This is a genomic window from Streptococcus mitis (genome assembly GCF_009496205.1).
Classification (GTDB): Bacteria; Bacillota; Bacilli; order Lactobacillales; family Streptococcaceae; genus Streptococcus; species Streptococcus mitis_BN.
Genome location: NZ_WIJO01000004.1, coordinates 23405 through 47662, shown reverse-complemented (window position 1 = coordinate 47662; position 24258 = coordinate 23405). Strand labels below are relative to the sequence as shown.

The 24258-nt window shown below is 41.0% G+C and carries 26 protein-coding genes, 1 pseudogene and 1 riboswitch; of the genes and pseudogenes, 6 read left to right on the top strand and 21 right to left on the bottom strand.

The features are described 5' to 3' along the window. Positions 1–5 precede the first annotated feature (5 nt). From GEZ85_RS01400 to GEZ85_RS01380, 5 genes and pseudogenes are all read right to left on the bottom strand, one after another. Positions 6–293, bottom strand: a complete 288-nt coding sequence (locus tag GEZ85_RS01400) for a YlbG family protein (RefSeq protein WP_000462127.1) — start codon at positions 291–293, stop codon at positions 6–8. 78 nt (positions 294–371) lie between these two features. Next, positions 372–961 (bottom strand): annotated as a pseudogene (gene clpP / locus GEZ85_RS01395) (ATP-dependent Clp protease proteolytic subunit ClpP). A gap of 172 nt (positions 962–1133) precedes the next feature. After that, a complete protein-coding gene (gene upp / locus GEZ85_RS01390; RefSeq protein WP_000515974.1) occupies positions 1134–1763 on the bottom strand; it encodes a uracil phosphoribosyltransferase in 630 nt (209 codons plus the stop codon). A gap of 88 nt (positions 1764–1851) precedes the next feature. Then, positions 1852–2319, bottom strand: coding sequence for a deoxycytidylate deaminase (locus tag GEZ85_RS01385; protein ID WP_000136973.1), 468 nt, complete (start codon positions 2317–2319; stop codon positions 1852–1854). Positions 2320–2337: 18 nt separating this feature from the next. Next, positions 2338–2895: a TetR/AcrR family transcriptional regulator gene (locus GEZ85_RS01380; RefSeq protein WP_023943134.1), complete on the bottom strand. Its 558-nt coding sequence runs from the start codon at positions 2893–2895 to the stop codon at positions 2338–2340. Positions 2896–3019: 124 nt separating this feature from the next. Between GEZ85_RS01380 and GEZ85_RS01375 the strand changes: the two genes are divergently transcribed. The 3 genes from GEZ85_RS01375 to GEZ85_RS01365 are packed head-to-tail and all read left to right on the top strand — an operon-like array spanning position 3020 to position 5660. Further along, positions 3020–3865 (top strand): DegV family protein, encoded by an 846-nt coding sequence (locus GEZ85_RS01375; protein WP_153199659.1) that lies wholly within the window; start codon positions 3020–3022, stop codon positions 3863–3865. Positions 3866–3922: 57 nt separating this feature from the next. Further along, positions 3923–5101 carry an aminoacetone oxidase gene (gene aao / locus GEZ85_RS01370; RefSeq protein ID WP_153209064.1) on the top strand — a complete coding sequence of 393 codons (1179 nt, stop codon included), beginning with the start codon at positions 3923–3925 and terminating at the stop codon, positions 5099–5101. A gap of 37 nt (positions 5102–5138) precedes the next feature. After that, entirely contained in the window at positions 5139–5660 is a 522-nt protein-coding gene (locus GEZ85_RS01365; protein WP_153209062.1) for a DUF1697 domain-containing protein, read from the top strand. 41 nt (positions 5661–5701) lie between these two features. Here GEZ85_RS01365 and GEZ85_RS01360 read toward each other — a convergent pair whose 3' ends face one another. Then, the gene (locus GEZ85_RS01360) at positions 5702–6442 is read right to left on the bottom strand and encodes a MerR family transcriptional regulator (protein WP_153209060.1); all 741 of its coding nucleotides are present in this window, start codon (positions 6440–6442) and stop codon (positions 5702–5704) included. Positions 6443–6782: 340 nt separating this feature from the next. Between GEZ85_RS01360 and GEZ85_RS01355 the strand changes: the two genes are divergently transcribed. Then, a complete protein-coding gene (locus GEZ85_RS01355) occupies positions 6783–8123 on the top strand; it encodes a sodium-dependent transporter (RefSeq protein ID WP_153209074.1) in 1341 nt (446 codons plus the stop codon). Between the two features lie 40 nt (positions 8124–8163). On the opposite strand, the gene manA is transcribed toward GEZ85_RS01355, so the two are convergent. From manA to GEZ85_RS01340, 3 genes are all read right to left on the bottom strand, one after another. After that, positions 8164–9108, bottom strand: a complete 945-nt coding sequence (gene manA, locus GEZ85_RS01350) for a mannose-6-phosphate isomerase, class I (protein WP_033687200.1) — start codon at positions 9106–9108, stop codon at positions 8164–8166. Between the two features lie 120 nt (positions 9109–9228). Next, positions 9229–10668, bottom strand: coding sequence for a 6-phospho-beta-glucosidase (locus GEZ85_RS01345; protein WP_153209058.1), 1440 nt, complete (start codon positions 10666–10668; stop codon positions 9229–9231). Between the two features lie 208 nt (positions 10669–10876). Then, the gene (locus tag GEZ85_RS01340) at positions 10877–11137 is read right to left on the bottom strand and encodes a SemiSWEET family transporter (protein WP_001291472.1); all 261 of its coding nucleotides are present in this window, start codon (positions 11135–11137) and stop codon (positions 10877–10879) included. Between the two features lie 326 nt (positions 11138–11463). Here GEZ85_RS01340 and GEZ85_RS01335 point away from each other — a divergent pair, with 326 nt between their 5' ends. Beyond that, positions 11464–11808 (top strand): lipopolysaccharide assembly protein LapA domain-containing protein, encoded by a 345-nt coding sequence (locus GEZ85_RS01335; protein ID WP_000913393.1) that lies wholly within the window; start codon positions 11464–11466, stop codon positions 11806–11808. 165 nt (positions 11809–11973) lie between these two features. On the opposite strand, the gene GEZ85_RS01330 is transcribed toward GEZ85_RS01335, so the two are convergent. From GEZ85_RS01330 to GEZ85_RS01310, 5 genes are all read right to left on the bottom strand, one after another. Continuing rightward, positions 11974–12321: a VOC family protein gene (locus GEZ85_RS01330; RefSeq protein WP_001052638.1), complete on the bottom strand. Its 348-nt coding sequence runs from the start codon at positions 12319–12321 to the stop codon at positions 11974–11976. A gap of 154 nt (positions 12322–12475) precedes the next feature. Continuing rightward, positions 12476–14251 carry a pyruvate oxidase gene (gene spxB, locus GEZ85_RS01325; RefSeq protein WP_023943150.1) on the bottom strand — a complete coding sequence of 592 codons (1776 nt, stop codon included), beginning with the start codon at positions 14249–14251 and terminating at the stop codon, positions 12476–12478. 320 nt (positions 14252–14571) lie between these two features. Then, positions 14572–16815, bottom strand: coding sequence for a heavy metal translocating P-type ATPase (locus tag GEZ85_RS01320; RefSeq protein WP_153209056.1), 2244 nt, complete (start codon positions 16813–16815; stop codon positions 14572–14574). A gap of 9 nt (positions 16816–16824) precedes the next feature. Next, positions 16825–17196: a cupredoxin domain-containing protein gene (locus GEZ85_RS01315; protein ID WP_153209054.1), complete on the bottom strand. Its 372-nt coding sequence runs from the start codon at positions 17194–17196 to the stop codon at positions 16825–16827. A 10-nt stretch (positions 17197–17206) separates the two neighbouring features. Beyond that, positions 17207–17602, bottom strand: a complete 396-nt coding sequence (locus tag GEZ85_RS01310) for a CopY/TcrY family copper transport repressor (RefSeq protein WP_153209053.1) — start codon at positions 17600–17602, stop codon at positions 17207–17209. Positions 17603–17785: 183 nt separating this feature from the next. Further along, a riboswitch (TPP riboswitch) is annotated at positions 17786–17883 on the top strand. An 83-nt stretch (positions 17884–17966) separates the two neighbouring features. Here GEZ85_RS01310 and thiD point away from each other — a divergent pair. Beyond that, positions 17967–18758 (top strand): bifunctional hydroxymethylpyrimidine kinase/phosphomethylpyrimidine kinase, encoded by a 792-nt coding sequence (gene thiD / locus GEZ85_RS01305; protein WP_153209051.1) that lies wholly within the window; start codon positions 17967–17969, stop codon positions 18756–18758. 159 nt (positions 18759–18917) lie between these two features. Here the strand turns inward: thiD and thiE are convergent, their stop codons facing one another. From thiE to GEZ85_RS01270, 7 genes are read right to left on the bottom strand one after another with little or no spacing between them, the layout of a single operon-like run. Beyond that, positions 18918–19550, bottom strand: a complete 633-nt coding sequence (thiE, locus tag GEZ85_RS01300; RefSeq protein WP_153209049.1) for a thiamine phosphate synthase — start codon at positions 19548–19550, stop codon at positions 18918–18920. Then, on the bottom strand, positions 19543–20346 hold the full coding sequence (gene thiM, locus GEZ85_RS01295; protein WP_153209047.1) for a hydroxyethylthiazole kinase: 804 nt from the start codon (positions 20344–20346) through the stop codon (positions 19543–19545). Before thiM ends, thiE begins: the two co-directional genes overlap by 8 nt. Further along, on the bottom strand, positions 20346–20870 hold the full coding sequence (gene thiW / locus GEZ85_RS01290) for an energy coupling factor transporter S component ThiW (RefSeq protein WP_153209045.1): 525 nt from the start codon (positions 20868–20870) through the stop codon (positions 20346–20348). The genes thiM and thiW overlap by 1 nt, the downstream gene beginning before the upstream one ends. Positions 20871–20874: 4 nt before the next feature. Next, positions 20875–21567 carry a thiaminase II gene (gene tenA, locus GEZ85_RS01285; RefSeq protein ID WP_153209043.1) on the bottom strand — a complete coding sequence of 231 codons (693 nt, stop codon included), beginning with the start codon at positions 21565–21567 and terminating at the stop codon, positions 20875–20877. Between the two features lie 10 nt (positions 21568–21577). Further along, the gene (locus tag GEZ85_RS01280) at positions 21578–22228 is read right to left on the bottom strand and encodes an energy-coupling factor transporter transmembrane component T (RefSeq protein WP_153209041.1); all 651 of its coding nucleotides are present in this window, start codon (positions 22226–22228) and stop codon (positions 21578–21580) included. A 1-nt stretch (position 22229) separates the two neighbouring features. Beyond that, positions 22230–23615, bottom strand: a complete 1386-nt coding sequence (locus GEZ85_RS01275) for an ATP-binding cassette domain-containing protein (RefSeq protein WP_153209039.1) — start codon at positions 23613–23615, stop codon at positions 22230–22232. Then, positions 23616–24176 carry an ECF transporter S component gene (locus tag GEZ85_RS01270; protein ID WP_000915275.1) on the bottom strand — a complete coding sequence of 187 codons (561 nt, stop codon included), beginning with the start codon at positions 24174–24176 and terminating at the stop codon, positions 23616–23618. Between the last annotated feature and the right edge of the window lie 82 nt (positions 24177–24258).

The following is a 24258-nucleotide window of genomic DNA, read 5'->3' as shown; positions in this document are numbered from 1 at the left end:
AATTGTCAACACTTTTCTTGAACTTTTTCGATGATAACGTTTTCCTCTCGATAAAGATTGCCCACAAAGGGTGTTTCTAGCTCTTGGATATGACAAACTCTAACTTTTTTAATAAATTTTTCCTTGCTCAAGCGCCCGACCAATTGCTCCACTTCTTGAGTTGGAACATAGAGTTGTAAGTAACGATGTTTCTTGGAATGATAGGTAATATCTCCATAATCCTGCAGTTTTTTTGCATCACGATTATAGTAAAGATAGATAATCAAGCCAGATCGATTTACTTTTTCAAACATGATAAATCCTCTTTCTAAGAAATCTCTCCCTATTATACCAAAAAAAGCAAACCCAGTCGAGTTTGCCTTCTTTAATCATTAGTTCAATGAATTGTTGGACATGATTTCATCAATAAAGCCATATTCAAGTGTTTCTTGGGCACTCATCCAGTTATCGCGTTCTGCATCTGCGTGAACTTTTTCGATTGACTGACCTGAATTTTCAGCCAAGATTTTTTCCAAGGTATTACGATTTTTAAGCAAGTGTTCTGCAGCGATCGCCATATCAGTTTGTTGGGTACCACCGCCTGTGCCACCCATTGGTTGGTGGATCATGTATTCAGCATTTGGAAGCATGAAACGTTTGCCTTTTGCTCCACTTGATGCAATGACCGTCCCCATAGATGCGGCCATACCCATCACGATGGTTTGGACATCTGCCTTGATAAAGTTCATAGTATCAACGATTGCCAAACCAGCTGAAACAGAACCACCAGGTGTATTGACATAAAGGTAAATATCTTTTGTACTATCTTGGCATCCAAGAAAAGCAATTGGGCAATAACCGAGTTAGCCATGTTATCTTCAACTGGGCCTGTCAGCATAATGATGCGGTCTTTGAGAAGACGTGAGTAAATATCGTAGGAACGTTCTCCACGGCTTGTTTGTTCAATAACTACAGGAATCATTCAATTCTCCTTTTGAGTTTTAATTTTGTTGGTCAAATGACTGAAGATAAGACTATTATAATATCTAGGTCAAAAAAGGTCAAATTTTTGCTCTGTTTTCATTAGACAGAAACAAAAATTCAACCTCCTTTCGTGACTGGAAATACTTTTCCAAGTCAATCTCTTTTTAATTTTATTTTGTACCGAACAAGCGGTCCCCAGCATCTCCAAGACCTGGAACGATATAACCGTGTTCGTTCAAGCGTTCATCCAAGGCTGCTGTAAAGATTTCTACATCTGGATGAGCTTCTTGAAGAGCTTTTACACCTTCTGGTGCAGATACAAGGCAGACAAATTTGATATTTGATGCGCCACGTTTTTTAAGAGAATCAACAGCCAAGATTGCTGAGCCACCTGTTGCCAACATTGGGTCTACCACAAAAATTTGACGTTGGTCAATATCTTCAGGTAATTTCACCAAGTACTCAACTGGTTGAAGCGTTTCTTCATCACGGTACATACCGATATGACCAACTTTAGCAGCTGGAACCAAGCTCAAAAGCCCATCAACCATCCCAATACCTGCACGTAAGATTGGAACGATGGCCAATTTCTTACCTGCCAATTGTTTTTGAACTGTTTTTGTAATTGGTGTTTCGATTTCCACATCTTCTAGTGGAAGATCACGAAGTACTTCATATCCCATCAACATTGCAATCTCATCTACTAGCTCACGGAAAGCTTTTGTAGAAGTATCTGTACGACGCAAGATTGACAATTTGTGTTGAATCAGTGGATGATTAATAACTTCAATTTTTCCCATTTTTGGAATTCCTTCTTTCAATTTATTCTTCTTATTATACCAAAAAACGGTTTAAAAATCTTTCTAAACCATTTATTTTTGATAATTTTTACATTAAATCAGCCTCTTTAAGAGCTGCCTGTACTGTCTCAAGTGGTAAATGGGTCAATTCTGTTCCTTTTTCTTGATAAAGGTATTGGGCATAGTCGTCCATTCGGTACTGATTAATATAAACCACGCGCTTGCAACCGACCTGAAGCAATTGTTTAGTACAGTTCAGACAAGGAAAATGGGTTACATAGGCTGTAAAGCCTTTAGGAACACCACGTTCTGCACCTTGAAGGATAGCATTGACCTCGGCATGAAGGGTGCGAACACAGTGGCCTTCAATAACCAGACATTCGTGGTCAATACAATGCTCGGTACCTGACACCGAACCATTATAACCAGTGGAAATAACTTTATTATCCTTAACCAGAATTGCACCCACTTTGGCACGTTTACAAGTGGAACGATTGGCAATTAGTAAGGCTTGGGCTGCAAAATACTCATCCCATGCTAGTCTTTTTTCAGTCATATCTCTTCTCCTTTTTCTCTATTTTTTAAAAAATGGTAACCGTAAATCCGCAATCTTTTCAGCAGGTACCTTCATGCCATCCTTGATCCATTTTAAAAGGACTGAGACGATGGCTGAACTCCAGAAGGAATGAAGATAAGAGCTGACACCTTTTGATTTCCCATGGTATTTTTCTAGAAATTCCTGCATAGCTTGGATAAAGATTTTTTCCAGATGGTAATCCAAGGCCAGTTGAATCACTCTGGCTTCCTTTCTTGCTTCTCGGAAAAGGTGAACCCAGACCAGATAAAGGTCTGTCTTTAAATCATAATGATGCAACTGTTCCATAATATTGTGGACAGTTCGTTTAAAGACGCTTTCTAAAATCTCCTCTTTAGAATCATAATTGCGATAAAAAGCCGCACGCGAAACGCCTGCACGTTTGACCAATTCAGAAATACTAATCTTGGTCAAGTCCTTTTTTTCCAAGAGCTGCAAGAGGGCTGTTTCGATGGCTTCTCTAGTTAATAAATTGGATTCTTGGTTTGATTTTCTGAGATTTTCAAGAGATTTTTCAGAGATTCTACGTTCAGACATAACATTTTCTTTCTACTTGTCACAACAGACAGATAAGGCTTTTGTTTCAAGGGTTTTCATGATATAATTGTAAAAAAAGACAGAACCTTTGTCAATGTATAACTGACAAAGATGGAGAATTTCTATGACTTGGAAGATTATTGCTGACTCTGGTTGTGATTATCGTCAACTGGCAAAACCAGCTATTGACACGACCTTTGTAAGTGTTCCCTTAACCATTCAAGTAGCTGATCAGATTTTTGTTGATGATGCCAGTCTTGATATTGACCAAATGATGGAAACCATGTATGCCACTGCAGAAGCTTCAAAATCAGCTTGTCCAAGTCCAGATGACTATTTGCGAGCATTTGAAGGAGCCAAAAACATTTTCCTAGTAACCATCACAGGTACTCTCTCTGGCAGTCACAATAGTGCCCAACTAGCCAAGAATATTTATCTGGAAGAACATCCTGACACTAAGATTCATGTAATTGATAGTTTGTCTGCTGGTGGGGAAGTTGACTTACTCGTAGAAAAGTTAAATGACTTGATTGACCAGAGATTGTCTTTTGAAGAAGTGGTTGAAGCTATCACTGCCTATCAAAAGAAAACCAAGTTACTCTTTGTCCTAGCTAAAGTCGATAACTTGGTGAAAAACGGCCGTTTGAGCAAGCTTATCGGTACGGTCGTTGGCCTTCTAAATATCCGTATGGTCGGAGAAGCTAGTGAAACTGGAACTCTCGAATTGCTACAAAAAGCACGGGGACCAAAGAAATCGATTCAGGCAGCATATGAAGAGTTAGTGAAAGCAGGATATGCTGGTGGTCGTATTGTCATGGCTCAACGCAATAACGAGAAATGTTGCCAACAGCTTTCAGACCGAATCCGTGAAAATTTCCCACAGGCGGATATTAAAATTCTCCCAACATCTGGTCTCTGCAGTTTTTATGCAGAAGATGGTGGTTTGCTGATGGGATATGAAATTGATTAATTGCATTCTTGACAAGAGGTGACTTCATCTCTTGTTTTTTTGTGGTACAATAGAGCTATGAAACATTTTGATACTATTGTCATCGGTGGAGGACCTGCTGGTATGATGGCTACGATTTCGAGTAGCTTTTATGGACAGAAAACCCTCCTCATCGAAAAAAATCGGAAACTTGGAAAAAAATTAGCTGGTACTGGTGGGGGACGCTGCAATGTAACTAACAACGGAACTCTAGATGACCTACTAGCTGGAATCCCTGGGAACGGACGCTTTCTTTATAGTGTCTTCTCCCAATTTGATAACCATGATATCATTAACTTTTTTACAGAAAATGGGGTCAAACTTAAGGTCGAAGACCACGGCCGTGTCTTTCCTGCTAGCGACAAATCTCGGACTATTATTGAGACCTTGGAAAAGAAAATCACTGAATTAGGTGGCCAAGTTGCTACTCAAACAGAGATCGTTTCGGTAAAAAAAGTAGACGACCAGTTTGTCCTTAAGTCCGCAGACCAAAGCTTCACTTGTGATAAACTCATTGTCACAACTGGTGGAAAGTCCTATCCTTCGACTGGTTCAACTGGTTTTGGTCATGAGATTGCCCGTCATTTTAAACACACCATTACCGAGCTTGAGGCAGCTGAAAGTCCTTTGTTGACAGATTTTCCACACAAGGCCTTGCAAGGAATTTCATTGGACGATGTGACCCTAAGCTATGGTAAGCATGTCATCACTCATGATTTGCTCTTTACCCACTTTGGTTTGTCAGGCCCTGCTGCCCTGCGTATGTCCAGCTTTGTCAAGGGTGGGGAGGTTCTTTCACTGGATGTTTTGCCTCAACTTTCTGAGAAGGACTTGGCTACATTTCTAGAAGAAAACCGGGAAAAATCTCTAAAAAATGCCTTAAAAACCTTGTTACCAGAACGCTTGGCGGAATTTTTTGTGCAAGGATATCCAGAAAAAGTCAAACAGCTAACTGAAAAGGAATGCGATCAACTTGTCCAGTCCATTAAAGGACTTAAAATTCCTGTAACTGGTAAGATGTCCTTAGCTAAATCCTTTGTTACCAAAGGAGGTGTCAGTCTTAAGGAAATTAATCCTAAAACCCTGGAAAGTAAGCTAGTTCCTGGACTCCACTTTGCAGGTGAAGTCATGGATATCAATGCCCACACGGGTGGCTTTAACATCACTTCTGCCCTCTGTACTGGCTGGGTGGCAGGCTCAAATCAAATATATAAATAATTGAATGACTAAAATACCAAATAAGAAAGGAAGTCCTTTGGAACATATTATTTTACTAAGAGGTGTTACTCCTAATGGAAAAAATGCTATCCCTAAAATGTCTTATCTAGTAGATATCTTGACAGAAGCTGGTTTTCAACAAGTTCGAACCTATATTCAAAGTGGGAATATCATTCTTGAAAGTGACTTAGATTTAGAAACAATACGAGAACGTGTCCATACTCTAATAAATGAAAATATTGGTGCTGACTTAAAAATGGTAATCAAGAACAAAAGTGATTTTAAAAAAATTGTCCAAGAAAACCCGTTTGGAGAACACTATCTTTATGACCGTATACACGTGATTTTTTATCAAGAATCTATTAAAAGTCTCCCTTTGGAAAAATTGAAAATCGATTACGGTGAAGAAGAAATTTGTATCGGTAACCATTGTCTTTACCTCTATCTCCCTAGAACTGCAAAACAAAAGAAACTCCATACCAACTATCTTGAAAAGCTTTTTAATGTAGATTTGACAATGCGAAAACTAAATGTAGTAGAAAAATTATTAAGCAAGTAGTGCTTGGATTTAGAAAAAATCGGAAGAATACTCCTCCGATTTTATTTTGTATGAGTTTGGACATAGTGGGCAATGACATCTGATGTGTACTGGGCTGTACCATCTCCAAATTTATCAATATTTTCCTTAAACTCTGGGTTATAGACGTAGCCCTTACCGATATATCCGAAGACCTCAACAGAACAATCAAATCCATAAGTACGAATGGCTTGCAAGAGCTTGGCTGCTTGCTCTTGGTTTTCAGTTGCTGTTGCAGGTAAACCAGCTTGAAGATTTTGTGACAAATCTTGAAAAACTTGGTTGAAGGCAACCGTAGCTTTGTCTTCACGACCTTTCTGGCGCTCCAGCGCTTGGTCCATGACTTCTTGTCCATATTTCTCTACCGCCTCGTGGTGGTATTTTTGATGGTCTTGGTAGTTAAATCCTGCAAATTTCTCTTGAATGGTCATTTCTCTTTCTCCTTTATGTTCTTGAATGGTTTTTTGCAAGGTTGAAATCAAGGTATCCAGATGTTCCCTTTCTCGAGTCAAATAGTCCAACTGCCTAGTCAAATGGGGCAATAAATCTGTCCTTTCTTCCTTTAACAGCTCTGCTATTTTCTCTAAAGAAAAGCCTAGATATTTGTAGTAAAGAATGACCTGAAGGCGTTCCAAATCCTCTTGACTATAGGTTCGATAGCCGTTTTCCGACTTTAAGGGGACCAGAAGTCCTATCTTATCATAGTGGTGCAGGGTCTTGACAGAGACACCTGAAAGCTGCGCAGCTTCTTTTATATGGTACATGATTTCCTCCTTATACTCAATGAAAATCAAAGAGCAAACTAGGAAGCTAGCCGCAGGCTGTACTTGAGTACGGTAAGGCGACGCTGACGTGGTTTGAATTTGATTTTCGAAGAGTATTACATTGATAGTATAACCCCTCCCCTTAGGTCAGAGTCAAGCGTTTTTGCGAAATTTTTTACTTTATCATAACATGAAAATGGTTTTCTTGACAGACCTTAGAAAACATGATAGGATAGTCAAGTCTATCAATCAAAAGAAACGCTCATTTTGAGTACTTATGAGGCTAGTTGCCACGGGCAGTAGCTTTTTCTTTTGTAACACTAATTTTAGGAGTTTAACTATGTCTGAAAAATCGCAATGGGGTTCTAAACTGGGCTTTATCCTAGCATCTGCTGGTTCAGCCATCGGACTTGGTGCCGTTTGGAAATTCCCTTACATGACTGCTGCTAACGGTGGAGGAGGCTTTTTACTTGTCTTTCTCATTTCCACTATTTTAATTGGTTTCCCTCTCTTGCTAGCTGAATTTGCCCTCGGCCGAAGCGCTGGTGTCTCTGGGATTAAAACCTTTGGAAAACTCGGCCAGAATAGCAAGTACAACTTCATCGGTTGGATTGGTGCCTTTGCCCTCTTTATCCTCTTATCTTTCTACAGTGTTATTGGAGGATGGATTCTTGTTTATCTGGGTATCGAGTTTGGGAAATTGTTCCAACTTAGTGGAACAGGTGATTATGCTCAGTTATTTACTTCGATCATCTCAAATCCAGCCATTGCCCTCGGAGCTCAAGCAGCCTTTATCTTGTTGAATATCTTTATTGTATCACGTGGGGTTCAAAAAGGGATTGAAAGAGCTTCAAAGGTCATGATGCCTCTCCTCTTTATCATCTTTGTCGTCATCATCGGGCGCTCTCTCAGCTTGCCAAATGCCATGGAAGGGGTTCTTTACTTCCTCCAACCAGACTTTTCAAAATTAACGAGCGCTGGTCTCCTCTACGCTCTGGGACAATCTTTCTTTGCCCTCTCACTAGGGGTTACAGCCATGCTGACCTATGCTTCTTACTTGGATAAGAAAACCAATCTGGTTCAGTCAGGGATTTCCATCGTAGCCATGAATATCTCGGTATCCATCATGGCAGGTCTAGCCATTTTCCCAGCCATGTCAGCCTTCAATATCCAGTCTGAAGGGGGACCAAGCTTGCTCTTTATCGTCTTGCCTCAGCTCTTTGACAAGATGCCTTTTGGAACCATTTTCTACATCCTCTTCCTCTTGCTCTTCCTCTTTGCGACAGTCACTTCTTCTGTCGTTATGCTGGAAATCAATGTGGGTAATATCACCAATCAAGACAACAGCAAGCGTGCCATGTGGAGTGCCATTTTAGGAATTTTGACCTTTGTCTTTGGAATTCCTTCAGCCCTATCTTACGGTGTCATGGCGGATGTTCACATCTTTGGGAAGACCTTCTTTGACGCTATGGACTTCTTGGTTTCCAATCTCCTCATGCCATTTGGAGCTCTCTGCCTTTCACTTTTTACAGGCTATATCTTTAAAAAGGCTCTTGCAATGGAGGAACTCCATCTCGATGAAAGAGCATGGAAACAGGGACTGTTCCAAGTCTGGCTCTTCCTTCTTCGTTTCATCATTCCAATCATCATCATCGTGGTCTTTATCGCCCAATTTATGTAATTAAAAAGGACTTGAGTAATGAACTCAGGCCCTTTCTTTTTTATGGATGGCTAACAATCAATTCCAAATCTTGTCCTTCTAGGGTCCAAGCTTCAACATCACTTGGTAGGATAAAGTGGCTACCTTTTTGGATTGGATAGTTTTTTCCGTCAACAGTCAGTTGACCTTGACCAGCTAAGACACTGAACAAGCTGTAGTCAGCTGTCTTTTCGAAGTCAACTTTTCCAGTAATTTCCCACTTGTAAACTGCAAAGAAATCATTGGATACAAGGAGAGTGGAACGCAAATCATCTGCTTTAACAGTTACAGGGCGGCTATTTGCAGGCTCACCAATGTTTAATACATCAATAGATTTTTCAAGGTGAAGTTCACGCAAGTTACCATTATCATCCTTACGGTCAAAGTCATAGACACGATAGGTGGTGTCACTAGACTGCTGGGTTTCAAGAATCAAGATGCCCGCACCAATAGCATGCATAGTGCCACTTGGCACATAGAAGAAATCTCCAGCCTTTACAGGAACTTTTGTCAACAAGGCATCCCAGTTCTTGTCCTCGATTTGCTGGCGGAGTTCTTCTTTTGACTTGGCATTGTGACCATAGATAATCTCTGAACCTTCATCCGCAGCGATGATGTACCAGCATTCTGTTTTTCCAAGTTCGCCTTCATGCTCGAGTCCGTAAGCATCGTCTGGATGAACTTGAACACTGAGCCAGTCGTTAGCATCCAGAATCTTAGTCAACAGTGGAAATACAGGTTCTGGACGATTGCCAAACAATTCACGGTGCTCTGCATATAAAGTAGCAAGATCTGTTCCCTCGTAGCGACCATTGGCAACTTTAGAGACACCATTTGGATGAGCTGAGATGGCCCAATATTCGCCAATTTTTTCACTTGGAATGTCGTAGCCAAACTCATCACGTAGCTTGGTTCCACCCCAAATTTTTTCTTGCATAACTGATTGTAAAAATAATGGTTCTGACATTTTATTCTCCTGTCTGATTTTTCTCCCCTCATTATAGCAAAAAGCCAGGTCTAATTGAACTCTTTTTCCTATTATATAAAGTAGAGAGAAGATTTTATAAAAATAGTGAACAAATGTGCTCTACTTAATACTTGCACCATTGCTGGCAATAACATCCTTGTACCAGTAAAAGGATTTCTTCTTGCTACGTTTGAGACTTCCTTGACCTGCATTATCTCGATCCACATAGATAAAGCCATAGCGCTTGTTCATTTCGCCTGTGCCAGCTGAAACCAGATCGATACAACCCCAAGTCGTATAACCAAGCAAGTCAACTCCATCTTGGTAAATGGCATCTCGCATAGCCTTGATATGAGCCTCTAAGTAAGCAATCCGATAGCCATCTGCTACATAACCATTCTCATCCGGTATATCCATAGCACCTAGACCGTTTTCCACGATGAACATTGACTTTTGGTAACGATCCCAGATAGCATTGAGGGTGATACGAAGACCAAGTGGGTCAATCTGCCACCCCCATTCTGAAGATTCAAGATAAGGATTTTTGAGAGAGGCAAAGATATTTCCAGCAGTTAATTCTTTAACTTCTGGATCACCTGAGGCTACTAGACTTGCATAGTAAGAGAAGGAAACAAAGTCAACAGTATTGTCCTTCAACAACTCTAAATCTTCTGCAGTCATTTGAATCTCGATTCGCTCACGCTCCCACTGCTTCTTGGCGTAGTTTGGGTATTCCCCACGCGCTTGAACATCAATGAAGAAGTAACTCTTGCGGTCTTCCTCCATGGCTGCCCAGTAGTCTCTTGGATGGGCTGTGTTAGGATAGTATTGCCCTGCAGCCAACATACATCCCACCTTATTTTCTGGGTCAATTTCGTGGGCAATCTTTGTCGCAAGAGCTGAAGCTACCAACTCATAGTGTGCAGCCTGATATTTAACCAGTTCTTGATTTTCTCCTTCTTCAAAACAGAGCCCAGCTCCCATAAAAGGGGCATGGAGAATCATGTTGATTTCGTTAAAGGTAAGCCAATATTTGACCAAACCCTTATAGCGGGTAAAGAGTGTGCGACAAAGTTTTTCATAGAAGTCTAACATCCGACGATTACGCCATCCACCGTACTCTTCAATCAAGTGCATAGGACAGTCGAAATGAGTAATGGTTACCAGAGGTTGAATTCCATACTTATGACATTCCTTAAACAAATCCTCATAAAAGGCTAGACCAGCTTCATTTGGCTCGGTTTCGTCACCCTTAGGAAAAATCCGAGTCCAAGCAATGGATAGACGATAAGTCTTAAAGCCCATTTCCGCAAAAAGAGCAATATCTTCCTTGTAATGATGGTACATATCAATGGCTTCTTTGGCTGGGTAAAAATAACCCTCCTCAAACGAAAACATCTTTTTCTGACCTGTAATAATGGCTTCACGATCTGGACCAATGGGAACGACATCAACGTTAGCTAAACCACGCCCATCGAGATTATAAGCACCCTCACATTGATTAGCTGCCGTAGCACCACCCCACAAGAAACCATCCGGAAAAGTCAGTTTTTCGGTCATAACTCTACTCACTTTCTTATTTGCTTGTTCATTTACTTATATTATAACTTATTCTGTAAACCTTTTCTTATAAAATACTGTGACATACTGATACTATTCTACTATTTAAGTTTATCAGATTGTTTTTTAAAAAATTATCCTCTAGAAAAAGTAAATAGCCTCCCCTGAAACAAAAAAGAAGACTGAAAACTAGTCTCCTCTGTTCCTTTTAAATCAAAGCTGTAATAACCGTCACTAGGCCAAAAATAATACCTGGTGCATTAGCTGCTGCAAGGGGGATATCTCTTTCTTTTTTGAAAAGACCGTAGTAAACCCAGAGACTACAGTTGATGGCAGCAACCAAGGGCTGGATGAAATTTCCTTTTTGACCAGCCAGATTGTTCATGATTTGTGGGAAGTAAGACACATACATCATAACAGACATAAAGGTCGCTACCCAACCTAAAATTTTCATTTGTTTTTCAGACATTTTCAAAACCTCTTTCATTTTTACTGAATCTTATTTTAAAATATTCTTTCAAAACAATCAAGTCTTTAAAACTTTTGTTATAAAGATATAAACTATCACAATCTTGTTATAAGAAAGAGGGAACAGAAAAAAGACCGAATTGCTCCGTTCTGTTTACTCAATCAAATATTAGAAAATGAATACTCCTTTTCAATGAATCGATTGATTGATGGTAAATAAGCCGTTAGAAATTATTGACAGTATCGAAATTTTCTAGTAAAATGAATTTTGTTAATACCTAAATGGTGTGTAGTTTTCTATCAACATAGTCAGGAGAAAAGGAACTTATGCTAAAAAAATTTAATGAATTGTCACTGAAAGATAAGGCTTATCTAATTGGCGGTTTGAGCTTATTAGTCATTGTGATCTCATTTGGTCTACTCAATCGTCAAACAGTAACTGTCAGTCTTGTCTTTACACAACTATCTGCTCCCTTGATTTTGGTGATTTTTACTTGTCTAGTAATCGGGATCATTGCTGGTAGTGCTATTGGTATTAGCTATCACCATAACAAGACTCAAGATCTGAGAAGCCGCATTGCTGAAGCAGAAGCGACTATCAATATAAAAGACAGGGAGCTTGTCCAGTACGAGGAACAGGTGCAACAATTAAAACAGGAAGCCAAACAATAAGTGTAGAAATCATAACCACCCGTGAAAACGGGTGGTTTTTTGTCTCGCACCTAACGGAGCGAGACGGACTGAAAGTCGCATAAATACAAAAAAGATCGAATTGCTCCGATCTTTTTAAGTTTCACTCCAAGAATGTTTAGATAAAAAATTTGATAATAGAATTACCTACTTCATACGATAAAAATCAATCACTAGACCAGCAGGCCCTTTAACTAATAAGGACTCTGTTCCCCAATCGGTTACAGTTGGTCCGTTTAAAACCTGGATACCAAGTTCTTTCAACCGTTGGTAATTCTGGTCTACATCCTCAACCTCGATATGAAGAATGATTCCTGACTGAAAATCTTCCAAAGGAATCAAATGATTTTGGGACAACATCAGACAGTGACTGCCAATCGTAAACTGAGCAAAACTGTCATCAACATAATCGGGCTTTTTATCCAAAATACGCTCCAAGTCAGCACAGACTTGTGGAACATCGGAAACGATAATATCTAATTGATTTAAATTCATTTACTATCCTCCATAAAAAGACCGGATTGCTCCGATCTTTTTAAGTTTCGCTCTAAGAAAATCAAAGAATAAACAAGGCATCGAACCGCAGGCAGTACTGAAGTACGGCAAGGTGAAGATAACACAGTTTAAATTTGATTTTCGACGAGAGGAATTATTTAATTGCGCGTGATTGCAATCCTTCTTCTTCCAAGAAGAGGCGGAATGGTACGAGTTCTTCTGCTTCGTATTTTTCCTTGAAGTCTTTGATTGCTTCTTCTGAGTGAAGTTTTGGATCCAATTCAAGTACTTCTACTGGAAGTGGACGGTGTGGAGTGATGCGAGCATCGATCACAACAGTTTTACCTTCTTTGTTGAGTTTAACAGCTTCTGCAACAACTGCATCGATGTCTTCGATACGGTCAACTGTAAATCCAACAGCTCCTTGAGCTTCAGCGATTTTCGCATAGTCAGCATTAGGGAAGTCACAACCAAACAAGTGTTTGTTTGTGTCTTCGTATTTGTCCTTGATGAAGGCATATTTACCATTTGAGAAGACAACGTTGATAACTGGAAGGTCGTATTGAACGTTTGTGATAACGTCTGGGTAGCACATGTTGAATGCACCGTCACCCATGATGTTCCATACTTGACGATCTGGATTGTCTTTCTTAGCAGCGATACCACCAGGAAGGGCAATACCCATTGTCGCAAAGAGTGGAGATGTACGCCACATGTTCTTAGGTGTCATGTGAAGGTGACGAGTAGATGTTTGAGTAGTGTCACCTACGTCGATTGAATAGATAGCGTCTTGATCAGCATGTTTGTTGATTGCATTGTAAACTTGATACAATTGCAATTCACCCTCAGTTTTACCTTCGAGTTTGTTCATGTAATCACGCCAGTTTTGGTTATTCTTAACGTTTGCACGCCACCATGGAGTAGATTCAACTGGATTCACTTTGTCAAGGATTGCTTTCGCTGCTTGACCTGCGTCACCAAGGATTGAAGCGTCAAGGGCGTGACGTTTACCAAGTTTGTAAGGGTCAATATCAACTTGGATGAATTTTTCAGTGTTCTTGAATGCTTCATAAACTTCAGCAAATGGGAAGTTTGAACCAAGGAAAAGAACTGTGTCTGCTTCAAAGACCACTTCGTTGGCTGGTTTCCAACCAACACGGTAAGCAGAACCTGTCAAACCTTCATAGTTCCATTCGAAAGCTTCAAAGTTTTTACCAGTTGTGATGATTGGTGCTTTGATTTTACGTGACAATTCAGTAATCACTTCACCAGCTTTCACACCACCGTAACCAGCATAGATAACTGGACGTTCAGCATTGTTCAAGATTTCAACAGCTTTGTCGATTTCAACTTCGTTCAAAGCAGGAGCGATGAATGAACGCTCGTATGAACCTGATCCATAGTATGAGTTTTCGTCGATTTCTTGGAAACCGAAGTTTACTGGGATTTCAACAACAGCTGGACCTTTTTTAGAAACTGCAGCACGGCAAGCTTCGTCAATAACTTTTGGCAATTGCTCAGCGTAAGCTACACGTTTGTTATATACAGCGATACCGTTGTACATTGGGTTTTGGTTCAATTCTTGGAAAGCATCCATGTTGAGTTCGTTAACTGGACGTGATCCAAGGATTGCTAGGAATGGAGTGTTATCCATAGCTGCATCGTAAACACCGTTAATCAAGTGAGTCGCACCTGGACCACCTGAACCAACTGCAACCCCGATTGAGCCGCCGAATTTAGCTTGCATAACCGCTGCAAGAGCACCTGTTTCTTCGTGACGAACTTGCAAGAAACGGATATCTTTGTCTTCAGCCAAAGCGTCCATCAATGAGCTGAGTGTTCCTGATGGGATACCATAGATTGTGTCTACGCCCCATGTTTTCAATACATTAAGCATTGCTGCAGATGCAGTAATTTTCCCTTGAGTCATAATGATAACTCTCCTTCAAATATTTTTAAATCTACTAAAAAAGTTTCATATAATTCTTGAAAACGTTTCAGTAAATTTTACACTACTAATTTATCACATTTATTTTGACTTTACTAAGAATCTGCTCAGAAGTTTTTATTCTCTATCACAGTACAGTTTGGAAACGTTTTTAGTTTCTGTTTTATAATACTCAATGAAAATCAAAGAGCAAACTAGGAAGCTAGCCGCAGGTTGCTCAAAGCACAGCTTTGAGGTTGCAGATAAAGCTGACGTGGTTTGAAGAGATTTTCGAAGAGTATAAAAAGCGAGCAAGCTCGCTTTTAGTCTATTTTACTAAAGTTTAGTAAGAGTGAACTAGTCAGAACAGATACAGAACTAAAGGCCATGGCTAGACCAGCTAGTTCTGGATTGAGGGCCAGTCCAACACCAGAAAAGACTCCTGCTGCAATCGGAATTCCGACGACATTGTAGATAAAGGCCCAGAAAAGATTGAGCAGAATTCGATTAAAGGTTTTCTTACTCATGTCAAAGGCACGAACCACGCCTAGGAGGTTATTGGTTGTCAACACCAAATCTGCTGACTCGATAGCGATATCCGTTCCAGCTCCCATAGCAATCCCCACATCTGCTACACTAAGGGCAGGAGCGTCATTGATACCGTCCCCAACAAAGGCTACTTTGCCAGCCGCTTGTAGTTTATGGATTTCATGAGCTTTTTCTTCTGGCAAGACACCTGCAATGACCTCTTCGATTCCGATTTGATCGGCAATAGCACGCGCCACACCAGCATTGTCTCCTGTCAGCATGACTGTTTTAAGACCTCGTTTTTTCAACTGACTGATGGCAAGCTTAGCATTTTCCTTAGGAATATCTTGCAGAGCAAGCAAGCCTTTGATTTCATTCTCAACAGCCAAGAAAACAACTGTCTTAGCTTCTTTTTCCAGTTGTTCTAGTTTTTCCTGATAAGTGCTAGAAATATCCATGCCATCCAGCATTTTAGCATTTCCAAGCAAAACTTGTTTTCCATTGATTTGCCCTGAAACACCTTTTCCGTGCAAGGCTTGGAAATTTTCCACAGTGTGAAGCTCAAGTCCAGTTTCAGTCGCTCGCTTAACAATAGCCTCAGCCAATGGGTGTTGAGAAGCTTCTTCCAAGGAAGCTGCCAATCCAAGCACTTCTACTTCGTCGCCGATGATATCTGTGACCACAGGTTTCCCTTCCGTCAAAGTTCCTGTCTTATCAAAAACAATAGTTTGGACTTTCTGGATTTCCTGTAGAACCGTTCCATTTTTGAGGAGAACTCCCATCTTGGCACTGCGACCTGTCCCCACCATAAGGGCTGTCGGTGTTGCAAGTCCCAATGCACAAGGGCAGGCAATAATCAGAACTGCTACTCCATAGAGAAGCGAAGACACAAAGCTCGCTCCAAGCACAACTACACTATCCCTGAGCAAGACGAACCAAACCCAAAAGGTCACAATCCCTAAAATGACAACGGCTGGGACAAAAATCCCTGAAATTTTATCCGTCAAGTCCTGAATCGGCGCACGACTTGTCTGAGCTTTCTTCACAAAATCCACAATCTGAGCCAAAACAGTCTCTGAACCAACTTTTTCTGCTCTAAAAACAAGTGTTCCACTATTATTGATGGTTGAACCAATGACGGTATCTCCAACTGTCTTGTCCACAGGCAGACTCTCACCTGTCACCATAGACTCATCAATACTAGAGATACCTTCTACTACAACACCATCAACCGCAATCTTTTCACCGGGACGCACTCGAATCAGGTCACCTACCTTGACTTGCTCCAAAGGGACTTGAACATAGTTATCCTCACGCAAGACTTCTGCAGTTTTAGCCTGCAAGTCAAGTAATTTCTCCACAGCTTGGGAAGTATTTTTCCGCATTTTCTCCTCAAAAACGGCTCCCATAAGAACGAAGAAGAAGATAAATGCAGCACTTTCAAAGTAAACGGGGAGGCCAGCGAAGAGGGCAACTAAGCTATAGAAGTAGGCCACTAGGGTTCCAAGAGCAACCAAGGTATCCATGTTGGCATTGTGCTTTTTAAAACTAGCCCAAGCACTTTGGATATAAGGACCACCTGCTACTAGCATAATCGGTGTTGTGGCTAAAAAGGTGCCCCAACGCATGACTTGGTGACTAATTCCTCCTGTCGACATCCCAATCATGAGGATTACAAGAGGTACAGTAAAGATACTGGTAATCCAAAAACGCTGTAAAAGTGATAGAGATTTTCGAGTCTTCTCAACAACTGTATAACTTCCCTTTTGCATCTTCATACCACAAGAAAATTCATGTTGACCTAATTCTTGAGGTGTAAAACGAATGACTTTCTCCTCATCTACGCCGATTGGTTCCAAGATGCCTTCTTCTTCAAACAAAATTTCCTTGTAACAGTTTGAAGGAGTTGCTCGATGAAAGGTAATCTCAGCTGGAATCCCTTTTTGAAGCTGTATATGAGCTGGATGGTAGCCTTTGTCTGCCGTGATACGGATTTTTTGAATGCCATTTTCAAGACTTGCTTTTACAATTTCAGTCATATCATTCTCCTATTCTACAATCATCTTACCGTGCATCATATTCATGCCACAAGAGAAACCATACTCTCCAGCCTGTTCAGGCGTGATTTCCACTATATACTCTTCCCCCATAGGCAGATCCGCATGTACACCAAAATCTGGAAAAACAATTTGGTCCAGACAGGGTGAAGGGTCCTTACGGTCAAAGACAATGCGTGCTGGCACTGATTTCTTGAGGATAATCAACTCAGGCGTATAGCCCCCCATGACCTCCACTCGAATCTCTTGGTAGCCGTTTTTTTGCTGGGACTTTTGTCCAGATTTTTCAGGCTTTTTGAAAAACCAGAACAAGATAAACGCGATAAGGGCAATACAAACAATGGTTACAATACTATTTAACATGACGTCTCCTTTACATACAATTACATCTTACTTCTGTTACAGCGCTTGATTTCTTCTCAGAAATCACAGCTTCCAAGTCTTCCAAGTCAGCCTTAGTAAAATCACATTCAGCAATCAAATCAGCCAACAAGTTCTTAATCCTACGGGAACAAACCTTATCCTTGATATCTTGGACAAGCAAGTCTCGGCTTTGGTCTAGAGTTAAAAGCGCCGAATAAACAAAGGACTTACCTTCTTTTTTCCTTGTCAGACACTCTTTCTCAACCAAACGAGCCAAAAGAGTTTGAATGGTTGACTTGGACCAGTCGAATCGCTCAGCCAGAACCCTGATCAAATCCGTACTAGTCTGCTCTCCTTGCATCCAAATAATCTTCATGACCTGCCATTCTGCATCTGAAATCTGCATAATCACACCTCCAAAATCTACATTTGTCGATTACAATTATCAGTATACTCTTAAAATCTACATTTGTCAACTATGAAATTAATCTTTTCTTTGAAAAATTGAATTTTAATCATTTGATAAAGGATTTTCAGTCAAATCTTACTATATAAACTATAAAAATATGCTATACTAAAGAAAAAAGAAAACAACCACTAGGGGTGCGTAAAGCTGAGATTAACGACTGTTAGACCCTTTGACTCAATCTAGGTAATGCTAGCTGATGGAAGTGGAAATGATAATGGGGACTAGCAGTCTTCTATTACCTTCCTAAAACAGACTTGCTTGTTCTTGAGAATACAAACTTCAGTTGGTTGGGAGGTTTTAGATGACTTATTTACCTGTTGCTTTGACCATTGCAGGGACTGACCCTAGTGGTGGTGCTGGCATTATGGCTGATTTAAAGTCGTTCCAAGCTAGAGATGTCTATGGAATGGCCGTTGTGACCAGTCTTGTCGCTCAAAATACCAGAGGTGTTCAATTGATCGAGCACGTTTCTCCTCAAATGCTGAAATCTCAATTGGAGAGTGTCTTTTCGGATATCAAGCCTCAGGCTGTAAAAACTGGAATGTTAGCAACTACTGAAATCATGGAAATCATCCAGCCCTATCTTAAAAGGCTGGACTGTCCCTACGTCCTTGACCCTGTTATGGTCGCTACGAGCGGAGACACCCTGATTGATACCAGTGCCAGAGACTACCTAAAAACAAATCTACTTCCCCTTGCAACTATTATTACACCCAATCTTCCTGAGGCAGAAGAGATTGTTGGTTTTTCAATCCATGATCCTGAAGACATGCAGCGTGCCGGTCGCCTGATTTTAAAAGAATTTGGTCCTCAGTCTGTTGTCATCAAAGGAGGACATCTCGAAGGCGGTGCCAAGGATTTCCTCTTTACCAAGGAGGACCAATTTGTCTGGGAAAGTCCACGAATTCAAACCTGTCATACACATGGTACTGGATGTACCTTTGCTGCAGTGATTACCGCTGAACTAGCCAAGGGGAAAACCCTCTATCAAGCAGTCGATAAAGCCAAGGCCTTTATCACGAAAGCCATCCAAGACGCCCCTCAACTCGGTCATGGTTCTGGCCCAGTCAACCATACAAGCTTTAAAGATTAAAAAAACTCTCTAGTTCCCACTTTAAGGGAATTAGAGAGTTTTTATACTCTTCGAAAATCTCTTCAAACTACGTCAGCTTTATCTGCAACCTCAAAGCTGTGCTTTGAGCAACCTGTAGCTAGCTTCCTAGTTTGCTCTTTGATTTTCATTGAGTATTAATTAGAAAATAATGTCATCCAACTTTGTCAAAAAGGCTTGCGTTTTTGCCTCTATATCTTCTGCCTGCATCAGATCGCGTACGACTGCTACTCCAGCTATACCCGTTCCGATAAGTTGGTCAATGTTTTCTGATGTCAAGCCGCCAATGGCAACTACTGGAATGGCGACCGTTTGGCAAATTGTTTTCAAGGTTGAAATCAGGGTGATAGGCGCATTTTCCTTGGTCGTAGTCGGGAAAATGGCTCCTGTCCCCAAGTAATCCGCACCTGATTCTTCCGCTTCAAGTGCTCTTTCTACAGTTTTAGCTGTGACACCAAGTATTTTGTCAGGGCCCAAGACTTGTCGGGCAACCGAAACGGGTAACTCATCGTCTCCGATATGCAGACCAGCAGCATCAACCGCAAGACAAACATCCAAACGATCATCGATTATCAGGGGTACCTGATAGGCATCTGTTATTTCCTTGACTTCTTTTGCCAGTTGATAATATTGATTGGTTGTGAGATTTTTTTCTCGTAATTGGACTATGGTAACCCCTGAACGGCAAGCCGTCTCAACTTTTTTAAGAAAGCTTTCCACGGAATCTTGGTAGCGGTTGGTTACCAGATACAGTCTAAGTGCTTCTCTATTCATAAATGTCTCCTTTGATGGCATCTAGCCAATTTTCATCTCTTTTGAGGAGCGAAAGCTGATTGAGTACTTGGTAACGAAATTCTTCCAATCCCATTCCTTGAACAACTATTCTCTCAGCAGAAATATTAAGATAAGAAACCGCTAGGCAAGAAGCTTCAAAGGCAGTCTTTCCTTGGCTGAGAAAAACAGCTGTCAAGGCTCCAACCAAGTCTCCTGTCCCTGTTATCCAGTCTAATTCTGCACAGCCATTTCCCAGTACAGCGACCTGATTCTTCGAAACGATGAGGTCCTTGGGGCCTGTGACTAAGAATGACATACCTGGATAGGTCTGACACCAGTCTTTCAAAACTTGAAGTAAATCCTCAGTTTCTTGATCTTTAGCACTCGCATCGACCCCAACGCCGTGGTGCTTTAAGCCAACAAGACTTCGAATTTCTGACATGTTTCCTTTAAGGACCGTAGGTCTATAGTCTAAAAGGTCTTTAACTAAGCTCTTACGAATGGATGAAGCTGTTACGCCAACTGCATCTACTACCATTGGGAGACAAACTTTATCTGCATAAGAGGCTGCCATACGGATTGCTTTTTCCTTCTCAGCTGACAAATGTCCCAAATTGATGAAGAGTGCCTGGCTTTGCTTAGTAAAATCAAGAACCTCACGGGGATCATCTGCCATAACTGGTTTACACCCCAGAGCCAAAATCCCATTTGCTAGCATCTCACAAGAAATCTCATTGGTAATACAGTGAATTAGGGAACTAGAGCCTATAGGAAAGGGATTTGTAAATGCCTGCATCAGTCTATCCTCTCAGCAAAGAAATATCCCTGCACTTTTTTAAAGAATTCCTGCTTGATTAAAAATCGAAAGGCAATAAAGGAAATCGCTGTACCAATCAAGGTTGCTCCGAAAAATCGAGGAGTATAGATAAACCAGCTAAGCTTTGCAGCCGATCCTGTAAAGAGTACCATAACAGGATAGGAAACAATAGAACCAATAATACCTGTTCCCAAAATTTCTCCCAAGGCAGAAAAGTAAAATTTTCGACCATACTTATAAAAGAGACCTGCAAGAAGGGCTCCAAAAGTCGCTCCTGTGAGAGCTAAAGGCGGAATCCCTTGAGTCGTCATACGGATAAAGGCTGTCACTGTAGCCATAGCCAAAGCATAAACAGGTCCCATCATGATTCCTGCTAGAATATTGACTACACTGGACATCGGTGCCATTCCCTCAATCCGAAAGATAGGTGTAAGGACTACATCAAGGGCAATCATCATAGATAAAATGGTTAATTTGTGAACTTGCAATTGGTTCTTTCTCATATTTCTATTCTTCTCCTTTTTCTAAAGAGTGTAAATCACTCTTCCATGTCTGGTGTTGGTAGGCCATTTCCCAAAACTTGGCTTCCATGTGAACACTAATGTGGAAGGCATCTAGCATTTTTTTCCTGTCTGTCTCATCACTTTCTCGATAGAGTTGATTAACCAGCGCTCCCTCCTCTCTGATCTGTTGCTCTAACTCATCCGTAATATAAGTTTCAATCCATTGTTGGTAGAGAGGATTTGGTGATGGTTTAAGATTAAGTGATTTGCCTATATCATGATATAGCCAAGGACAAGGCAGCAAGCTCGCAAAAGCAATGGCTAGATTTTCTTCTTCAAATTGACGATAAATGTGAGAGATATAATGATAGCAGGTTGGCGCAATTAGATGTTGCTCCATTTCCTGGTCGCTGATTTCCAATTCCTTGAAAAATTGTTGGCGGATAAATAACTCACCCTCTACTAAACTCTGAGCATTTTGTTTCAAGAGTCTTTTCATCTCTTGGTTTGAAGTCTTATCAGCCAAGAGGTGATAGGCTTCTGAGAAGGCCTTCAAATAGTAGGCATCCTGAATCAAGTAATAGCGAAAGATGGACGGGTCTAAATTTCCCTCTTGTAACTGTAATACAAAGGGGTGATGAAAGGAAGCCTGCCAAGCTTCCTTGGATAATTCCATCGCAATATCTGTAAATTCCATAATAACTCCTTTATAAAAATAGACTAGTTTGAAGTAATAAAAAGAACAGCAAGTAGATGAATATTGTCCTTTGAGGAATATAAAAAGTCCGATAGCTATTCTCCACCTGTGCATGCTCGTCATATCCATGCGCCGACAGGGCTCTCAGGTAAAGATGGCGCCACCTAAAGACTGTCATCAGAACCTTGCTATAAATCAAGGGAGACCAAAAATGAAGTTCTTGACCGCGTAATAAGCAAGCTTCCTTGAGGGACTTGATTTCTTGCTGGATAAGGGGAAAGGAATTGAATACCACAATCAAGGCATAGGCCCAAGAGCGTGATAACCCCTTTTGAGCCAAGTACAAGAGAAGCTCTTTTAGGGAAATAGAGGAAACAAAGACAAGACCGATACAAACTGTCACAAAGGCCCTCGTTCCAAGCACGACTGCCTGCGAAGCATCTCCATGTAACTGAACTGCCCAGTAGTTGGCAAAGGATGGCAAAATGGCGAGCAGAATCATCCAAGCCAATACTTTAAATCGACGGTAATAGAGCATAAAGAGAATACAAAATGCGACTACCGAAAGATTCAGAGTAATCGAAGGAATGAAAGATGTTTCCAAGGATAAAATCAGCAAGAAGAGACTGATAATCGGTGTCTGGGTTGCTACTTTGACCATACTACTTCACCTCCCCTTGGGTATTGCTACTCTGAGATGTGAGTGGTTTGGTAATTGTCACTGCTTTCACATGACTGAGACCCTGACTAGTCATCTCAATCCAATAATCAACCACAGAGATCAAGGGATCTAAACGATGGCTAATGATCAGAAAACTTCTTCCCTGATTTCTGTCCTCCACAATCCACTTGCAAAAATAATGGCAAGCTCTATCATCCAAACCTGCAAAAGGTTCATCTAGTAAAATCACAGAAGCCTTGCTGGTCAAGATGGTCAAGAGCTGAAGAATCTTTTGCTGACCACCACTTAGTTGATAGGGACTCTTATCAAGAGCCTGCTCCAGATCAAAATATCGTAAAGCTTGGAAAATGCGCTGATTTCTTTCAGAATCAGGTCCATCTAATTGAAGTTCCTCTCGCAGACTGACTCGGATAAACTGTTTCTCAGCTTCCTGAACAACACCCGTCAGGTCACGATACAAACTCTTTTTCTTTTTCAGGACTGTCCCCCTCCAAGTAATTCGTCCTTTATACTTTTGAAATTGAAGAATAGACCGAAAGAGGGTTGATTTCCCGACACCATTATCACCCAAAATACAGGAAATTCCTTTATAGAATGTGAAATCCGCAATCGAAAAGAGGGGGCGCTTATCCAGCTCACAAGTCGTTCCATCCATATGGAATAGTTCTGGACTAGAAGCAACTTCCTTTGAAGCAACCTGTGTCGTCTCAGAGGTAGGGATTTTAAATACTTCCCTTAGTTGACCATCTCTTAGCTCCACCATATGGTCGATATAGGCTTCATAGTCCGTTAAATCATGGTCGCACAAAATAACTGTCTTCCCATCAGAGACCAACTCTTTTAGAATCTCCAATATCTCTATCCTACTCTTGCGGTCAATGGAAGAGAAGGGCTCATCCAAGAGATAGACCCTAGGATTCATAGCAAAGAGAACTGCCAGTGCAGCCTTTTGCTTTTCTCCACCTGATAAGTGATGGATGGGACGGTGCAAGATAGCCTTGCAGCGACATTGCTGGACAACCTCTGCTATTTTAGAAGCAATTTCCTGAACGGGATGCCCAATATTTTCCAAGGTAAAAACCAGCTCCTCAAACAAGTTCTCCATGGTAAATTGATGATTGGGATTTTGAAAGAGAATACCAACCGTCTGGACACGTTCGATAATAGAAAGTTGACTGACCTCCCTCCCATTTATCAGGACTTGACCGCTATAGGGAAGAGAACTGACTTGGGCAATCATTTGAAAGAGACTAGATTTTCCTGAACCGCTGCTTCCAACTAACAAGGTAAAGGCTTGCGCATGAAAAGTAAAATCAAGTGGCTCAGAGAAGATTGGGGACTGAATCGCTCGTAGTTCCAGACCCATCTATGCCTTGCCTCCAGCTGCAAACTGATGATAGAGTTTGACAATAGCACGAACCAAGATGGTACAGAAGAAAAAGACGGAAATAAAACGTACTACAAGCAAGGAAAGGACAAAAGGAAGGGAGAAGGCGTAGTAACCTAACTTAATGTATTCATAGACAAAGCTAACAAGCGTAATTCCAATACTATTGGCAGTTAGAGAGAGCCAACTTTCATAGCGATTCTTGGTTACGATAAAACCAAGTTCACTTCCCAAACCTTGAACCAAGCCAGACAAAAGGGCACCTAGACCGAATTGGCTACCATAAAGGACTTCAGCAAGCGCAGCTAGCACTTCTCCAATCGTTGCGCTTCCCACTCTTGGAACAAAGATGGCCGCAATGGGCGCAGCCATACACCAGAGACCAAAGAGGATTTCATTGGCAAAGGCCTGCAAACCAAGAGGGGCTAAAATCAGAGTGAGGATATCAAAGAGATAGCCGGATCCCACAAAAACGCCACCAAAAAAGATAGACAAGAAAGCAAGTAAGATAACATCTTTTAATTGCCATTTTTTCAACATAAAAAACTCCTTTTTAAAGAAAAGTGGGGCATTCAAGGAGACCTACCTAAATGCTTTGCATCATCTTCATCCAGTTTCGTAA

Coding starts and splice junctions, on each gene's coding strand:
- GEZ85_RS01340 (WP_001291472.1), bottom strand. CDS start 11,137: ATGTCTGAAAAACAAATGAAAATTTTAGGTTGGGTAGCGACCTTTATG.
- thiE (WP_153209049.1), bottom strand. CDS start 19,550: ATGAATAGAGAAGCACTTAGACTGTATCTGGTAACCAACCGCTACCAA.
- GEZ85_RS01360 (WP_153209060.1), bottom strand. CDS start 6,442: ATGTACCATATAAAAGAAGCTGCGCAGCTTTCAGGTGTCTCTGTCAAG.
- GEZ85_RS01375 (WP_153199659.1), top strand. CDS start 3,020: ATGACTTGGAAGATTATTGCTGACTCTGGTTGTGATTATCGTCAACTG.
- manA (WP_033687200.1), bottom strand. CDS start 9,108: ATGTCAGAACCATTATTTTTACAATCAGTTATGCAAGAAAAAATTTGG.
- GEZ85_RS01275 (WP_153209039.1), bottom strand. CDS start 23,615: ATGGGTCTGGAACTACGAGCGATTCAGTCCCCAATCTTCTCTGAGCCA.
- GEZ85_RS01385 (WP_000136973.1), bottom strand. CDS start 2,319: ATGACTGAAAAAAGACTAGCATGGGATGAGTATTTTGCAGCCCAAGCC.
- GEZ85_RS01320 (WP_153209056.1), bottom strand. CDS start 16,815: ATGACTGAAATTGTAAAAGCAAGTCTTGAAAATGGCATTCAAAAAATC.
- thiW (WP_153209045.1), bottom strand. CDS start 20,870: ATGAGAAAGAACCAATTGCAAGTTCACAAATTAACCATTTTATCTATG.
- GEZ85_RS01335 (WP_000913393.1), top strand. CDS start 11,464: ATGCTAAAAAAATTTAATGAATTGTCACTGAAAGATAAGGCTTATCTA.
- GEZ85_RS01330 (WP_001052638.1), bottom strand. CDS start 12,321: ATGAATTTAAATCAATTAGATATTATCGTTTCCGATGTTCCACAAGTC.
- GEZ85_RS01355 (WP_153209074.1), top strand. CDS start 6,783: ATGTCTGAAAAATCGCAATGGGGTTCTAAACTGGGCTTTATCCTAGCA.
- upp (WP_000515974.1), bottom strand. CDS start 1,763: ATGGGAAAAATTGAAGTTATTAATCATCCACTGATTCAACACAAATTG.
- GEZ85_RS01345 (WP_153209058.1), bottom strand. CDS start 10,668: ATGACCGAAAAACTGACTTTTCCGGATGGTTTCTTGTGGGGTGGTGCT.
- tenA (WP_153209043.1), bottom strand. CDS start 21,567: ATGGAATTTACAGATATTGCGATGGAATTATCCAAGGAAGCTTGGCAG.
- aao (WP_153209064.1), top strand. CDS start 3,923: ATGAAACATTTTGATACTATTGTCATCGGTGGAGGACCTGCTGGTATG.
- thiD (WP_153209051.1), top strand. CDS start 17,967: ATGACTTATTTACCTGTTGCTTTGACCATTGCAGGGACTGACCCTAGT.
- GEZ85_RS01280 (WP_153209041.1), bottom strand. CDS start 22,228: ATGGTCAAAGTAGCAACCCAGACACCGATTATCAGTCTCTTCTTGCTG.
- GEZ85_RS01270 (WP_000915275.1), bottom strand. CDS start 24,176: ATGTTGAAAAAATGGCAATTAAAAGATGTTATCTTACTTGCTTTCTTG.
- spxB (WP_023943150.1), bottom strand. CDS start 14,251: ATGACTCAAGGGAAAATTACTGCATCTGCAGCAATGCTTAATGTATTG.
- GEZ85_RS01400 (WP_000462127.1), bottom strand. CDS start 293: ATGTTTGAAAAAGTAAATCGATCTGGCTTGATTATCTATCTTTACTAT.
- GEZ85_RS01315 (WP_153209054.1), bottom strand. CDS start 17,196: ATGTTAAATAGTATTGTAACCATTGTTTGTATTGCCCTTATCGCGTTT.
- GEZ85_RS01310 (WP_153209053.1), bottom strand. CDS start 17,602: ATGCAGATTTCAGATGCAGAATGGCAGGTCATGAAGATTATTTGGATG.
- thiM (WP_153209047.1), bottom strand. CDS start 20,346: ATGCAGGCATTTACAAATCCCTTTCCTATAGGCTCTAGTTCCCTAATT.
- GEZ85_RS01380 (WP_023943134.1), bottom strand. CDS start 2,895: ATGTCTGAACGTAGAATCTCTGAAAAATCTCTTGAAAATCTCAGAAAA.